Source organism: Streptomyces sp. CB02414, from assembly GCF_001905385.1.
Classification (GTDB): Bacteria; Actinomycetota; Actinomycetes; order Streptomycetales; family Streptomycetaceae; genus Streptomyces.
In genome coordinates, this window is the sequence record NZ_LIPF01000012.1 from 158,155 (window position 1) to 173,776 (window position 15,622).

Genomic DNA, 15,622 nt, shown 5'->3' on the forward strand with positions numbered 1-15,622 from the left:
ATGTGAAGTATAGAAATGATAATCATTTCTATCTAGAGTGTTTGCGGCCCTCTCCCCGAAGCCCGGCCTCGGCACAGTCACCCCGCCTGCCCCCCTCCGACCGGAAGGTCCCCGCAGTGAGCCATGAAGCAGTCGTCCAGGCACGAACAGCGGCAGGCGAGGGGGCCCTTCACGCGTCCGGCGCGGTGCGGGAAGCGGTGGCGCGCGCGTTGGAACTGGCGCCACACGAGCTGGACGACGACCGGGACCTCTTCGAACTCGGTCTCGACTCACTGGCGTTGATGTCCCTGGTCGGCACCTGGCGTCGCGCGGGCAGCACGGTCACCTTCCAGGACCTCACCCGTACGCCGACCCTCGGTGCCTGGACGGCCCTGCTCGCGCAGGAGAGCGCCGCAGGGACCGGCACCGCACCTCCCGCCACGGCCGGCCCGCCCGCCTCCAGCCAGGCGTCCGGCGTCGAGACGGAGCCCTTCCCGCTGGCGACGATGCAGCACGCCTACTGGGTCGGGCGCCAGGACGGCCAGCCGCTCGGTGGTGTCGCCGCCCACTTCTACGTCGAGCTCGACGGCCACGACGTCGACCCCGACCGGCTCGGCACCGCCCTGCGTGCCCTGGTGCGCCGCCACGGCATGCTGCGGGCCGTCTTCGACGAGGACGGGCGGCAGCACTACGGCCCACCGGGGGACCCCCTCACCGTGTACGACCTGCGCCACCGCGACCCGGGCGGCGCCGAGACCGAACTGGAGCTGCTGCGCGAGCGCAACACCCACGCACGCCCCGACATCACCTCCGGCGACGTCTTCCGCGCGGCCCTGTGCCTGCTCCCCGAGGGGCGCACCCGGCTGCAGATCGACCTCGACATGATGGCCGGCGACGCGCTGAGCCTCAGGGTCCTCCTGTCCGACCTGCGCCGCCTCTACGACTGTCCCGATGACCAGCCCCGCGAACTCGCCCTCGACTACCGGCGGTACCTCGCGGAACGCGACGCCCGGCGCAAGGCGGAACGCGAGCAGCACGCGGCCTGGTGGCGCGAACGCCTGCCCCAGCTGCCCCGCGCCCCGCGCCTGCCGACGACCGTCGACCCGCTGACCCCGGTCAGCGCCGACGACACCACGCTCGCCCACTCACGCCGCCTGCACCACTGGCTGGGACCCGCCGACAAGGCCGCCGTGATCAGCGCGGCACGACGGCACGGCATCACCCCCGCCGCCGCCCTCGCCACCGCGTTCGCCGAAGTCGTCGCCGCCTGGAGCGACAGCCGGCGCTTCCTGCTCAACCTCCCGCTCTTCGACCGGGAGATGATCACCGAGGACGTCGCCGGCCTGGTCGGCGACTTCAGCAGCTCGGTCCTGCTGGACGCGGACCTCGGCGCGTCCCTGCCGTTTTCCCGCCAGGCCCGCGGGCTTCAGGAACGCCTCCAGGAAGGCATCTCGCACGGCGCCTACGGCGGGGTGGAGGTGCTGCGCGACCTCGCACGCGCCGACGGAGCCCCCGTGCTGGCCCCGGTCGTCTACACCAGCGCCATCGGACTGGGCGAGATTTTCGAGCAGGACGTCCAGAAGTCCTTCGGCCGCCCCTCCTGGATCATCTCCCAGGGCCCCCAGGTCTACCTGGACGCGCAGGTCACCGAGCTGGACGGCGGCCTGCTTCTCAACTGGGACGTCCGCGACGGCGTGCTGGAGGCCGGGGTTCCGGACGCGGCGTTCGATGCGTATCGCCGCCTCATCACCCGCCTGACCACCGACCCCGACACCTGGTCCCGGCCGGTGGACGGCCTCCTCGCGCCCGACGTCCTGCCGCGACGTGCGGTGGCCGCCCTGCCGCCCACGCCACTGCCGGACCGCGCCCTGCACACCCGGTTCTTCCGGCTCGCCGAGACCGAGCCGGGTCGCGTCGCCGTCGTCCGCACCAGCGGCGACACCCTCACCTACGGCGAACTCGCCGACACCGCCCGCAGAATCACCGCGCTGCTGCGCGAGCACGGCGTGCAGGAGGGCGACACCGTCGCGCTGACCCTGCCCAAGGGCGCCGACCAAATCGCCGCCGTCCTCGGCATCCTGGCCGCGGGCGCCGCGTACGCCCCCGTGGGCGTCGAGCAGCCCACCGTGCGCCGCGAACGCATCCACTCCGTGGCCGGTGCCGTCGCCGTGCTCACCGACCGGGAGCACGCGCCGCTCTGCGAGGGGATCGCCACGGCCCCGGTACTTCTCCTGGAGGACGCCGGGACGCGGGAGCCCGCCCACGTGGTCCAGCCGGATCCCGCCCTGCCCGCCTACGTGCTGTTCACCTCCGGCTCCACGGGGTTGCCCAAGGGTGTCGAGGTGTCGCACCGCGCGGTCGTCAACACGGTCGAGGCGATGGAGGAGCAGCTCGGCCTCGGCCCCGCCGACCGCACCCTGGCGATCTCCGCGCTCGACTTCGACCTCGCCACCTGGGACATCTTCACCCCGTTGTCGCTCGGCGGACAGGTCGTCTCGATCGGTCAGGACCAACGCCGCGACGCCCACCACTGGGCCCGCCTGGTGCGCGAGCACGGTGTGACGCTGGTGCAGTGCGTGCCCGCCCTGCTGGACCTGCTGATGGCCGCCGGGGAGAACGACGGTCTCGGCGACTCCCTGCGCATGGTTCTGCTGGGCGGGGACTGGGTCGGCCTCGACCAGCCCCGCAGGCTGCGCGCTCTCGTGCCCGGCTGCCGATTCGTGGCGCTCGGCGGCATGACGGAGGCGGCCGTGCACTCCACGGTGTTCGAGGTCGAGGAGACCGACCCCGCCTGGAAGTCCGTGCCCTACGGTGTTCCGCTGCGCAACATGCGGGCCCGGGTCGTGGACGGACGGGGACGCGACTGCCCCGACCTCGTCCCCGGCGAGCTGTGGATCGGTGGACCCGGCGTGGCCAACGGGTACCGGGCCGACCCCGAGCGCACCGCCGAGCGCTTCGTCGAGCACGACGGCGAACGCTGGTACCGCAGCGGCGACCTCGCCCGCTACCGGCCCGACGGCGTACTGGAGTTCCTGGGCCGCGCTGACCACCAGGTGAAGATCGGCGGCCACCGCATCGAACTCGGCGAGGTCGAGTCCGCCCTGGAGGACGACCCCGCCGTGCTGCACGCGGTCGCCTGCGTCCTGGACACCCCCGCACGGCACCTCGCCGCAGCCGTTTCCGCGGCCGTCTCCGCGCCCGGCGGCGCACCGGAGCCGGACCAGGTGCGGCTTCGGGCGGGACAGCGGCTTCCGGCCTACATGGTCCCCGAGCGCCTCGTCGTCCTGCGTGACCTTCCGCTGAACGCCAACGGCAAATTGGACCGGGCCGGCGTCCGCCGGATACTGACCGAGGCGGCCGGCGACGACGGCCCCCGGACCTCCGCACCGGCCGGACGGGTGGAGACCGCGGTGGCGGCCATGTGGGCCGACCTGCTCGACGTGGCCGCAGTGGGCCGGGAGAGCAGCTTCTTCCTGCTCGGCGGCGACTCCCTCGTCGCGACCCGGATGATCGGCCGACTGCGTTCCGCCGGATTCCCCGGCGCCCGCGTCGCTGACCTCTTCGCCCACCCCGTGCTCCAGCACTTCTGCCAGACGCTGCGCCCCGAGGAGGGGAAGCTCGCCGGGACGGAACCCGCCTCCGTCCTGGCCACCGACCCCGACCACTCCCACGAGCCCTTCCCGCTCACGGACGTCCAGGCCGCCTACCACACGGGCCGCGACCCCCGCTTCACCCTCGGCGGCGTCGGCACCTGGCACTACACGGAGTTCGACGGCACGGACGTCGACCTCGACCGGCTGGAACGCGCCTGGAACACCCTCGTCCGACGGCACGGCATGCTCCGCGCGGTCGTGGCGGACGGACACCAGCGCGTCCTGCCCGACGTACCGCCCCTGCGCATACCGGTGGCGGACGTCCCGGCCCACGACGACGCCGTCGCGGCGCTGGCCGGCCTGCGCACCCGCCTGTCCCAGCAGGTACGCGACCCCGCCCGGTGGCCCCTCTTCGCCATCGAGGCGGTGCGCTACCAGGACGGCGGCACTCTGCGTACCCGAATCGGCGTAGGACTGGACTACCTGGTCCTGGACGCCCTCTCCATCACCACGCTCTACGCCGAACTCAACGCGCTCTACGCCGACCCCGAGCACGAACTCCCGCCCGTCGACGTCTCCTTCCGTGACTACCTGACCGGTCTGCCCGCCGATCCGGACTCGGCCGAGCGGGCCCGCGCCCACTGGCGGACGCGGCTGTCCGAACTGCCGCCCCCGCCCCCGCTGCCCCTCGACCGGGACCCCGCGGCCCTCGACGCGCCCGTTTTCACCCGGCGCCGGCTGAGCCTGCCCGCAGACGACTGGCAGACCGTCAAGCGGGACGCGGCCCGGAACGGACTCACGCCGTCCACCGTCCTGCTGGCCCTGTACGCGGAGGTCCTGGCCGCCTGGAGCGGCGCCGACGCGCTGACCGTCACGCTCACCCTCTTCAACCGCCGGGACGTCCACCCCCACATCCACCGTGTACTGGGCGACTTCACCTCGCTCTCCCTGGCCGGGCACCGACGCGACGGTACGACCTGGCTGGCGGCGGCCGGAGCACTGCAACGCCGCCAGGCGGAGGACCTGGACCACCTGAACGTCCCGATCGACTGGCTGCTGCGCGAGTTCGGCCGACGTACGGGCACCGTGGACGCTGCCGCGCCCGTGGTGTTCACCAGCGCCATCGGTGTCGGCGACGCGACCCTGGTCGGCACGGGCACCGGCTTTCCCGCCAAGGTCTGGGGCATCTCGCAGTCCCCCCAGGTGTGTCTGGACAACCAGGTCACCGAGGAGTCCGGGAACCTGGTCGTCACCTGGGACGCCGTCGAGGAACTCTTCCCCGCAGGCGTGCTGGACGCGATGTTCGACGCCTACGGAAGGCTGCTGCGGTACGCCGCCGCCGGTGACTGGGACGCGCCGCTGCCCGACCTGCTGCCCGCGTCCCACTACGAACGGCGTGCCGTCGCCGCGAGGGAGGCCGCCCTGGAACCGGTGGTCCCGCGCCCGCTGCACGAGGCGTTCTTCGCTCACGCCGAGGCCACTCCCGACCGCACCGCCCTCGTCACGACGGCCGGGGAGGAGGTGACCTACGGAACCCTCGCCGACCAGGCGCTGCGCACGGCCGCCGCACTCGGTGACGCGGGCGTCGTCCCGGGCGAACTCGTCGCGGTCACCGTGCCCAAAGGGCCGGAGCAGATCGCCGCGGTCCTCGGCGTCCTCGCGGCCGGTGCCGCCTACGTACCGCTGAGTCTCGAACAGCCCGCCGCACGGCTGGAACGGGTACACGCCACCGCCGGGTTCCGCGTCGTGGTGGGCGACTGGCCCGCCCAGGGAAGGACGGCTCCCCGCGCCCTGTCCGTCACGGGCACGCGGAACCACGAGCCGCTGCCGGCCCCCTGGAAGGTACTTCCCGACGCACTCGCCTACGTCATCTTCACGAGCGGGTCCACCGGTGAGCCCAAGGGCGTCCAGATCACCCACGCGGCCGCCTGGAACACGATCGCGGACGTCAACACCCGGCACGGCATCGGCGCGGACGACCGCGTGTTCGCCCTGTCCGCGCTGGACTTCGACCTCTCCGTGTACGACGTCTTCGGGCTGCTCGCCGCCGGCGGATCCCTCCTGCTGCCCACCGACGAGCAGCGCCGTGAACCGGCCCGCTGGCCGAGTCTGCTCGACCGGTTCGGCGTGACTGTCTGGAACACCGTGCCGGCCCTGCTCGACCTTCTCCTCGACGCCGACGAGCAGGAGACACCGGAGGTGTCGGAGTGCGCCCGCCTCGCGGGGCTGCGGACGGCACTGGTCTCCGGTGACTGGATCGGGCTCGACCTGCCCGGCCGGCTACGCGAACGCACTGCACGGAGCTGCGCCTTCGTCGCCATGGGCGGCGCGACCGAGGCTGCCATCTGGTCCAACACGCTCACCGTCGAGGAACCGGACCCCCGGTGGGTCTCCATCCCCTACGGCCGCCCGCTGACCGGGCAGCACTATCGCGTGGTCGACCGGCACGGGCGGGACTGCCCCGACTGGACGCCCGGCGAACTGTGGATCGGCGGCGGGGGACTGGCCGTCGGATACCTCGCCGACCCGGCCCGCACCGCCGAGAAGTTCGTCGAACAGGACGGGCGGCGCTGGTACCGGACCGGTGACCTGGGCCGCTTCCGGGGAGACGGGCTGATCGAGTTCCTCGGCCGCCTCGACAGCCAGCTGAAGATCGCCGGCCACCGCATCGAGGCCGGCGAGATCGAGGCCGCGCTGGAGTCCCACCCCGGCGTCGCCCGGGCCGCCGTCGTGGCCGTGGGGGAGCGCACCGCCAAGCGTCTGGCCGCCTTCGCCGTGCCGAACGAGCCGACGTCGCACGCTGAGCCCGGCGGGCCCGTGGAGGCGGAGACGACCGTGCGGGACGCGGACCTCACGGAAAGCCTCTTCGCCCAGCTGGCAGAGCGAGTACCCGTCTACGCGATCCCCTCCCGTATTCAGCTGCTGCCCGCCCTGCCGCTCACCGCGAACGGCAAGGTCGACCGGAGCGCCCTCGCGGCCATGGCGGAACCCGACACCGCGCCGGCCGAGACCGAACCGCCGCGCGGAGAGACCGAGACGGCCGTCGCCGGCCTCTGGAGCGAGTACCTGCCGCACTGGGCACCGGACCGCACCGCCAACTTCTTCGCCGCGGGCGGCGACAGCCTCACCGCCCTGCGCCTGCTCACCGCGATCGAGCGCCGCCTCGGGGCCGCCGTGCCCGTCCGGCGCTTCTTCGCCGCACCCACCGTCGCCGCGCTGGCCGCGGACATCACTCGAACGCTCGCGGCCCACGCGACCGCCTACGAGACCGGAGAGCTGTGAACATCGCTGAACTGCTGGCCCGTTACGCCGACGACGGCGTGGTGCTGTGGGCCCAGGACGGACAACTGCGCTTCCGCGCCCCCCAGGGCCGGCTCACCGACACCCACCGGACCGAACTGCGCACCCACAAGGAAGCCATCCTGCGCCACCTGGAGGCGCGGGAACCCGCGCTGCGCGCCGACCCGGAACGCCGCCACGAGCCCTTCCCGCTGACGGACATCCAGGCCGCCTACCTCATCGGCCGCACCGACGCCTACGCCTACGGCGGTGTCGGCTGCCACGCCTACGTCGAACTGGAATACCCCGACCTCGACGTGGACCACGTCACCGGCGTGTGGCGGGAACTGGTCCAGCGGCACGACATGCTCCGCGCCGTCATCCACCACGACGGCTACCAGCAGGTCCTGGCCGACGTACCCGACCTCAGCATCGACGCCGACGACCTGACCGGCCTCCCGCCGACCGAAGCCGAGGCGGAGGTGGAGCACACCCGGGCGAGACTGTCCGCCCGCGAGACGCCCACCGACCAGTGGCCGCTCTTCGAGGTCCACGTGAGCCGGACCGCCGAGCGGGCAGTGCTCCACCTCGCCTTCGACATGCTGGTCGTCGACCACGCCAGCCTGCGCATCCTGCTCGCCGAGTTCCAGCGCCGCCACGGCGGTGAGCCCCTCACCGAGGCACCGCGGATCACCTTTCGCGACTACGTCCTGGCCCGCCGCGCCCTCACCGAGACCGACGCGTACACCCACGACCGCGCCTACTGGACCGAGCGGCTCGACACCCTGCCGCCCGCGCCCGAACTCCCCCTCGCCGAAGCCTGGGAGGCGGGCGTCAGCGACCCGCGGGAGACGGCTCACCCCTCCGCTCCGGCCGAGTCGGGGACCTTCCGCCGGCTGGAGGTTCTGCTGCCCGCGGCAGAACGGGACCGCCTCACCGAGCGGGCCGCACGACGAGGACTCACCCTCTCCACGGCGCTGCTCACCGCGTACGCCGAGACGGTCGGCCGCTGGTCGCGCGCCGGCCGGTTCACGCTCAACGTACCGACGGTGGACCGGCCCGACCTGCACGAGGACATCGGCCGCCTCGTGGGCGACTTCACCTCGCTCGAACTGCTCGCCGTGGACCTGGACGCCCCGGCCGCCTTCGCCGAACGGACGCGGCTCCTCGGGGAGCAGCTCCTGAATGACCTCGCGCACCCCCTGTTCACGGGCTCGGAGGTGCTCGCCGAGCTGTCCCGCCGGGCCGGGGGACCGGTGCTGATGCCGGTGGTCTTCACCAGCGCCCTGGGATCGGGCGCCACCTCAGAGGGTGTGCCCCCCGAGGTGACGTACGCCGTGACCCGGACACCGCAGGTCTGGCTCGACTGCCAGGTCATGCACCGCGGCGACACGCTGAGCCTGTCCTGGGACATCCGCGAGGGCGCCCTCGCCCACGGTGTCGCCGACGCGATGTTCGAGGCGTACACGGGCCTCGTGCGGACCCTGTCGGCCGAGGGCGCGGCAGGCGACGCCGCCTGGGACGCCCCGGCCGGCATCACGCTGCCCGAGGACCAGGCCGAGCGACGGAACGCCGTCAACGCGACCGCGGGACCGCTGCCGGACTCCCTGCTCCACGAACCGGTCCTCGCCCAGGCCCGGATCACACCGGACGCGATCGCGGTCCGCACTCCGGAACTGACCCTCACCTACCAGCAGCTCGTCGCCCGTGCCACCGCCGTGGCCGAAGCACTGACGGCGGCAGGACTGCGGGCCGGTGAGCCCGTGGCCATCTGGGCGGACAAGGGATGGGAGCAGGTCGTCGCGGTCTTCGGCACGCTGATGGCGGGCGGCGCCTACCTCCCCGTGGACACGGCCCAGCCGCCGGCCCGCCGGGACACGATCATCGCGGACGCGGGTGTCCGCACGGTCCTCACCCAGTCCTGGCTCGCCGAGATCGACGACCTCCCGGAAGGCGTCACGCCGGTCGCCATCGACCTCCTGCCCCAGGACGCGCAGGCAGCGCCCGCCGCGAGCGCAATCCCGCGCGGCCCGGACGATCTCGCGTACATCATCTACACCTCGGGCTCCACCGGTACGCCCAAGGGCGTGATGATCAGTCATCGGGCGGCCCTCAACACCGTCGAGGACGTCAACCGCCGCTTCGGTGTCACCGAACGCGACCGTGTCCTCGGCATCGCGGGACTCGGCTTCGACCTGTCCGTGTACGACTTGTTCGGGCCGCTCGCCGTGGGCGCCTGTCTCGTCCTGCCCGCCGCCGACCGGCGCGGCGACCCCTCCCACTGGGCCGAACTCGTCCGGGACTTCGGAGTCACCGTGTGGAACTCGGTCCCCGGCCAGCTCCACATGCTGTGCGACTGGCTGCGCTCCGAGCCCCCGGCCGACGACGCCTCACTCCGACTCGCGCTGATATCCGGCGACTGGATACCCGTCGCCCTGCCGGACCAGGCCCGTGAGCTGCTCCCCGGCCTTGAGGTCATCTCCCTCGGCGGTGCCACCGAGGGCTCCATCTGGTCCATCGCCCACGCCGTCGACGCCGTGGACACGGCCCGGCCGAGCATCCCGTACGGCAGGCCCCTGACCAACCAGACCTTCGCCGTACTCGACCGGCACCTGCGGGCACGGCCCGAATGGGTGCCGGGGGAGCTGTTCATCGGCGGCGCCGGTGTCGCACTGGGCTACTTCGGCGACGAGAGCCGCACGGCGGAGCGGTTCCTCACCGACCCGGCGACCGGACAGCGGCTCTACCGCACCGGTGACCTGGGGCGGTACCTTCCCGACGGCACCATCGAGTTCCTGGGCCGCGAGGACGCCCAGATCAAGATCCGCGGCTACCGGGTCGAACTCGCCGAGGTGGAAGCCGCCGTACAGGCCCACCCGGAGGTCGCGGCGGGCGCCGTCATCGTGGACGACTCGGCGGCCGGCGGCCGGCGCCTGGCCGCGTTCGTGGAGACGGCCCGCAAGGACGGCCCGCCCGACGCGGACGCCGGCAGCGCCGGTACGCCGACGCCCCGGACTCAGGCGCGCGCCGCTGCCGCCGACGCCGTACGGGAAGCCTCCGCGGCCGTCGACGCCGCGCGGCTGACCGCATTCCTGGCCGCCCTCGACGAGGTGGCCCTCGTGGAGATGACCCGCGTCCTGGACGCCTCCGGGGTGTTCGCCGACGGCGCGTCGCGCACCGAGGAGGAGGTGGGCACGGCGCTCCGTGCCACCCCCCGCCACCGCCACATCGTGCGGCGCTGGCTGCGCGCGCTGGCGGCACGCGACCGGCTCACCCACCGGGAGTCCGACGACACCTACGCCAGGCTCGTCCCCGTCGCCGCGCCCGACGCCGAGCACTGCTGGCAGCGGACCGCGGAGCTGGAGCACGAGATCGGCTGGAGCACCGAACTGCTCACCGTCATGCGCACCTGCGCCGAGCGGCTGCCCGAGCTGGTCTCCGGGGAAACGGGCATCCGGGAACTGCTCTTCCCCGGCGCGGCCACCGAGGCCGCCGACGCCGCCTACCGCGACAACCTCGCCATCCGTCACCTCAACCGCGCGGTGGTCGCCGCGCTGCGCGAGATCGCGGCGGGCCACACCGGCGAGGAGAGGCTGCGTGTCCTGGAGGTGGGCGGCGGTGTCGGCGGTACCACCGGCGAACTGGTGCCCGTCCTCGCCGAGTACGGCGTCGACTACCTGTTCACGGACCCCTCCGCGTTCTTCCTGAACGAGGCCCGCGAGCGCTTCGCCGACCACGCATGGGTCCGCTACCAGCGCTTCGACGTCGACGAGGACCCGCGCGCCCAGCAGTTGCTGCCCAACACCTTCGACGTGGTCATCTGCGCCAACACCCTGCACGCCGCGGCCGACGCGGACGCGGCCGTGGGCCGGCTGCGGGAATTGCTCGTGCCCGGCGGACAGCTCGTGTTCGTGGAGAACACCCGGGACGAGAACCTGCCGCTGCTGATCTCCATGGAGTTCCTGGAGGTCGCGGGCCGGACCTGGACCGACGTGCGCGAGCACACCGGCCAGTCCTTCCTCACCCACTCCCAGTGGCGCGAACTCCTCCACGTGCACGCCGCGTCCGAGGTCACCTCGCTGCCTGACACCCGGGACGCGCTGGCCGCGACCGGCCAGGAGCTCTTCCTCGCCACCCTCAAGGACGACCGGCACCACGTCCCGGCGGGTGAACTGGCCCGCACGGCGGCGACCCGGCTCCCGGAGTACATGCTCCCCTCCGTGTGGCAGGTCGTCGACGCCCTGCCCCGCACGGCCAACGGCAAGACCGACCGCGCCCGCCTGCGGACCTGGCTGCCCCGCGAGAGCGCCCCGGTCGTCGTGGACGAGAAGCCCAAGGACGACCTGGAGCACAGCCTCGCCGACCTCTGGTCCGAACTCCTCGCCGTCGACGGTGTCACCCGCAACGACGACTTCTTCGACCTCGGTGGCGACTCGCTCCTCGTCGCCCGCATGGTGGGCCGGCTCCGCGAACGCGTGCCGGAGGCCGCCGACCTGGAGTGGGAGGTCGTGCTGCGCCACATGCTGCGCCGCCCGACGGTGGCCGGTCTCGCCGCGTTCCTGCGTTCCCTGGCCGGCCCCGAGGACGCGCCCGCCGCCGCGGTCCGCACGGATTCCGTGATCCATCTGCACGGCGCCCGGTCCGACGACGAACCCACGACCGTGCTCGTGCACGCCGGCACCGCGACGATCATGCCCTACCGGGCGCTGATCACCGAGATCCGGCGGCGCTCGCCCGGCCTCGCCGAAGTCGTGGGCGTGGAGGTCCCCGACCTGAACGGCTTCCTCGCCGCACCGCCGCAGGGACTCATCGAGCAGATGGCGGCCGACTACGCCCGCGCCCTCACGGCCGACGGCCGCAGCCGCTTCCACGTCGTCGGCTACTGCCTGGGCGGCCTGATCGCCACCGAGGTGGCCCGCAACCTCGCCGAGTCCGGCGCGGAGGTGGAGAGCCTCACCGTCATCAGCAGCCACAGCCCCCGCTTCCGGCTGGACGACGAGCTGCTCGCCGAGTACTCCTTCGCCGTCATGATGGGCATCGACCCGGCCGACCTCGGCTTCCCGGACGACCAGTACCGGGTGGCCGCCGCGGCCGACGCGGTCCTGGCCGCCAGCCCCGGCGTCCTGCCGGACGGCGGACTCGCCGCGCTGCCCGAGGAGTTCGCGGACGTCGCCGGACGCTTCCGCGAACTGGCCGACATCCCCCGCGCCACCCGCATCGCCCGGATGTGCGAGGCGGTGCCCGCCTCGGCCGGCACCTACGAACCCGAGCACATGACACGGCTCTTCCTCGCCTTCCGCCAGAGCGTCTTCGCCATCACCCGCTACGACGCCGAGCCCTACGCCGGTGACATCACCTTCCTGCGCCACGACGGCGCCTACCCCTTCCCGGGCAGCAAGGACGCCGTCACCACCTACTGGGAGGAACTCACCCTGGGAGACCTGGACATCGTCGACATCGGCGGCGACCACTACAGCTGCCTCTCCGTCGAGCACGCGCCCGGCATCCTCAAGACCCTCGCCGAGCTGACCCAGGGGGCGATCACCCGATGAACAAGCCCGTGATCGGAGTGCTGGGCGCCTCCGGCGCGGTCGGCCGGGCCGCCGTACGCGAACTGCGCTCCCTCGGCCACACCGGCCTCCGCCTGGGCGGCCGGACCGCGTCCGCCCTCTGCGCGGTCGCCGAGGAGGACCCCGCAGGCCACGACGAAACCGTCTGGGCCGACGCCACCGCACCGGACGGCCTGCGCGCCTTCACCGAGGGCTGCGACATCGTCCTCAACTGCGTCGGACCCACCTACCGGCTGCGGGCCACCGTGGCCTTCGCGGCACTCGACGCCGGCGCGCACTGCGTCGACGTGGCAGGGGACGACCCCGCCGCCGAGGACCTCGACAAGGGCAGCGACCCGGTCCGCGACGGCCGCGCCGTCGTCCTGTCCGCGGGCGCCCTGCCCGGCCTGTCCAGCCTCCTGCCCCGCTGGCTCGCGACGCGCGGCGGCCTGGACGCGGCCACGGCGCTGACCGCCTACTGCGGCGGCCTGGAGACCTGTTCGCCGACGGTCGCCCACGACCTGATGCTGTCCCTCAGCTCGGGAGGTGCGGACGGGGCGGCCTACGGGGAAGCCCTCGCCGCCGTCCGCGGCGGCCGGCGCGTCTCGCGCGCCCTGCGCACCGACGAGGACACCGCGCACGCAGCGTTCCCCCACCGGGTCGCCGTACAGCCCTATCTCAGCGGCGAGAGCGAACGCCTCGCCACCGTCCTCGGCCTCGACCGGCTCGACTGGTACAACGTCCACCCCGGCCCCGCCGTACGCGCGCTGCTCAACCTCCTGCCGGGCCGTCTTGCGGCCGGGGACGACCTCGACGCGCTGGCCGAGCGGCTGATGCTCGCAGCCGACCTCGACCTGGCCGGGCGCAGTCCGTACTACGTCATGGACTTCGAGCTGTCGGGCACCGCGTCGGGAGCGCCCGCCACCGCTGGGCTGACCCTGCGCGCGACCAGCAGCTACCGGCTCACCGCCGCCGTGGGCGCGCTCGCGGCGGACGCGGTGCTGCGCGGCCGGGTGGGTGCGGGCGTGCACTTCGCATGCGACGTGCTGGACCCGGACACCGTGGTGGGGCACCTGCGCTCCCACGGCGTCGCCGACCTCCGGCTCACCGGAACGGCCGCCGAGACCGAGCAGATCGAGGAGGGTGTCCTGTGAGCACGTCGGCACCCCTGCGCGTCCTGGTCTGCGGCACCAACTTCGGCCGCTTCTACGCCGAGGCGGTACGCCGACGCCCCGGTTACACCCTCGCGGGCATCCTGAGCAGGGGGTCATCGGCCTCCCGGGGCTACGCCGAGAGCCTGGGCGTCCCCTTCTACACCGACGCCGACGACCTGCCCGCCGGCATCGGCGCCGCCTGCGTGGCGGTGAGTTCGTCCATCTCGGGCGGCCAGGGCACCGACCTGGCGCGGGCGCTGATGGACCGGGGCATTCACGTCCTCCAGGAACACCCCGTCCACCTCACCGAGTTGACCGGCAACCTCAAGCACGCCCGCAGCCGCGGCGTCCAGTACCGGCTCAACACCCACTACCCGCACGTGGCCCCGGTCCGCTCCTTCGTCGAGGCGGCCCGGCGGCTCGTCGCCCGCCAGCGCCCCCTGTTCCTGGACGCCGCCACCCCGGTCCACCTGATGCACCCCCTGGTGGACATCCTCGGGCAGGCCATGGGCACCCTGCGTCCCTGGCGTTTCGCGGACCCGGCGCCGCTGCCCGCCGAGATCGGGCCGCAGCCCTTCCGCTCCCTGCACGGAGTCTTCGCCGGCGCCCCCCTCACCCTGCGGGTGCACCACCAGCTCGACCCGTCCGACCGTGACAACCACGCCCTGCACTGGCACCGGATCTCCCTGGGCACCGAGGGCGGAGTGCTCACGCTCGCCGACACCCACGGTCCCGTCCTGTGGAGCCCCCGCCTGCACATCGGGCGGGACGCCGACCGCCGCTTCGTCCTGGACGGTCCGGGCACCGGCCGCCTGGGGCTCGGAAGCACTGCGGTGGTCGGCAGCACCGGGTCCTTCCGTACCGTCTTCTCCGACCTGTGGCCGGGAGCGATCGGCAGCGCGCTCGACGGGCTGCGCGACGCGATCGCGCAGGGCGGCGACGCCCTGCGCGCGGGACAGTACGACCTGGCCGTGTGCCGAATCTGGAGCGACCTCGCGGCGCGGCTCGGGCCCCCCGAGATCGTCCGGCCGGCCACGCCCCGGCCCCTCGCGGTGAGCGACGTCTTCCCCGCGCCGGAACGGTTCCCGTACGACACCAGTGCCTCCCGCCCCGAACCCACCCGGCCGTCCGGTCCCGTGGAAACCGGCCCGGCCATCGGGGCGGACACCGCCGCGTACTCCCCGTCCGCCGAGTTCTTCGACCTGGTCGCCGCCGAGCACACCGCGACCGCGAGCGCCCCGGCCGTCGCCGCACTCCTCGCCGACGCCGACCTCGGCACCGGCCCCGTGGTGGACATCGGCGCCGGCACCGGTCTGCTGACCGAGGCCGTCGCCCGGGCCCGGCCGGATGCGGAGATCATCGCCTGCGAACCGTCCGTCGGTATGCGGGCCGTACTCACCAGCCGGGTGTTCAGCGACGAGGACCTGCGGCCCCGGGTGACCGTCAGCGCGGACGCCGCGCCGGACCTCGACCTGCCCGACCGGATCAGCGTCGTGCTGCTCTGTGGAGTCCTGGGCCACCTCGACGCCGAGGGGAGGGCCAGGCTGTGGCGGCGGGTGACCCGGCGGCTGGCGCCCGGCGGACTGGTGATCGTCGAGCTCATGCAGTTCGAGGAACCGACGACCCTTCCCGAGACCCGGCTCGCCACCGCCACCGCCGGACGCCACCGCTACGAGTGGTCGTTCGGCGGCGCACCCGACGAGGCGGAGGACGGCGTGATGCGCCTGCACTCCACATGGCGGGTCTACCGGGACGGCGCCCCGCAGGCGGAACGCGAGGTACGCGACTCGTACCGCTGGGAGCCCTTCGGACTGAAGGACGTGATCGCCGCGTCGGGCATGACCGCACGCACCCTGCCCACCCGTCCCGGGGCACCCCCGCTGGCCGTCCTCACCCGGCCCCAGGACACGACCGACGAGGCCGCCGGAGCGTACCTCCCGCACGCGCGGACCGCGCCCGACGGCCCGGACGCCTCCATCGGTCCGGCCTCCCCGGACTGTCCGCGCACCGACACCCCGCTCGTCTCCTCCTCCACCGACGGCTAGGACCACCATGAGAACCCCCGAGA

General features: G+C 73.4%; 4 protein-coding genes. All 4 read left to right on the top strand.

The features are described from left to right. Positions 1–116: 116 nt before the first annotated feature. From AMK11_RS33130 to AMK11_RS33145, 4 genes are read left to right on the top strand one after another with little or no spacing between them, the layout of a single operon-like run. Positions 117–6,854 carry a non-ribosomal peptide synthetase gene (locus AMK11_RS33130; protein ID WP_241847125.1) on the top strand — a complete coding sequence of 2,246 codons (6,738 nt, stop codon included), beginning with the start codon at positions 117–119 and terminating at the stop codon, positions 6,852–6,854. Continuing rightward, the gene (locus tag AMK11_RS33135; protein WP_073731817.1) at positions 6,851–12,403 is read left to right on the top strand and encodes a non-ribosomal peptide synthetase; all 5,553 of its coding nucleotides are present in this window, start codon (positions 6,851–6,853) and stop codon (positions 12,401–12,403) included. Before AMK11_RS33130 ends, AMK11_RS33135 begins: the two co-directional genes overlap by 4 nt. Further along, positions 12,400–13,554 (top strand): saccharopine dehydrogenase NADP-binding domain-containing protein, encoded by a 1,155-nt coding sequence (locus tag AMK11_RS33140; RefSeq protein ID WP_073731818.1) that lies wholly within the window; start codon positions 12,400–12,402, stop codon positions 13,552–13,554. The genes AMK11_RS33135 and AMK11_RS33140 overlap by 4 nt, the downstream gene beginning before the upstream one ends. Continuing rightward, a complete protein-coding gene (locus AMK11_RS33145; RefSeq protein ID WP_073731819.1) occupies positions 13,551–15,599 on the top strand; it encodes a Gfo/Idh/MocA family oxidoreductase in 2,049 nt (682 codons plus the stop codon). The genes AMK11_RS33140 and AMK11_RS33145 overlap by 4 nt, the downstream gene beginning before the upstream one ends. Positions 15,600–15,622: the final 23 nt, after the last annotated feature.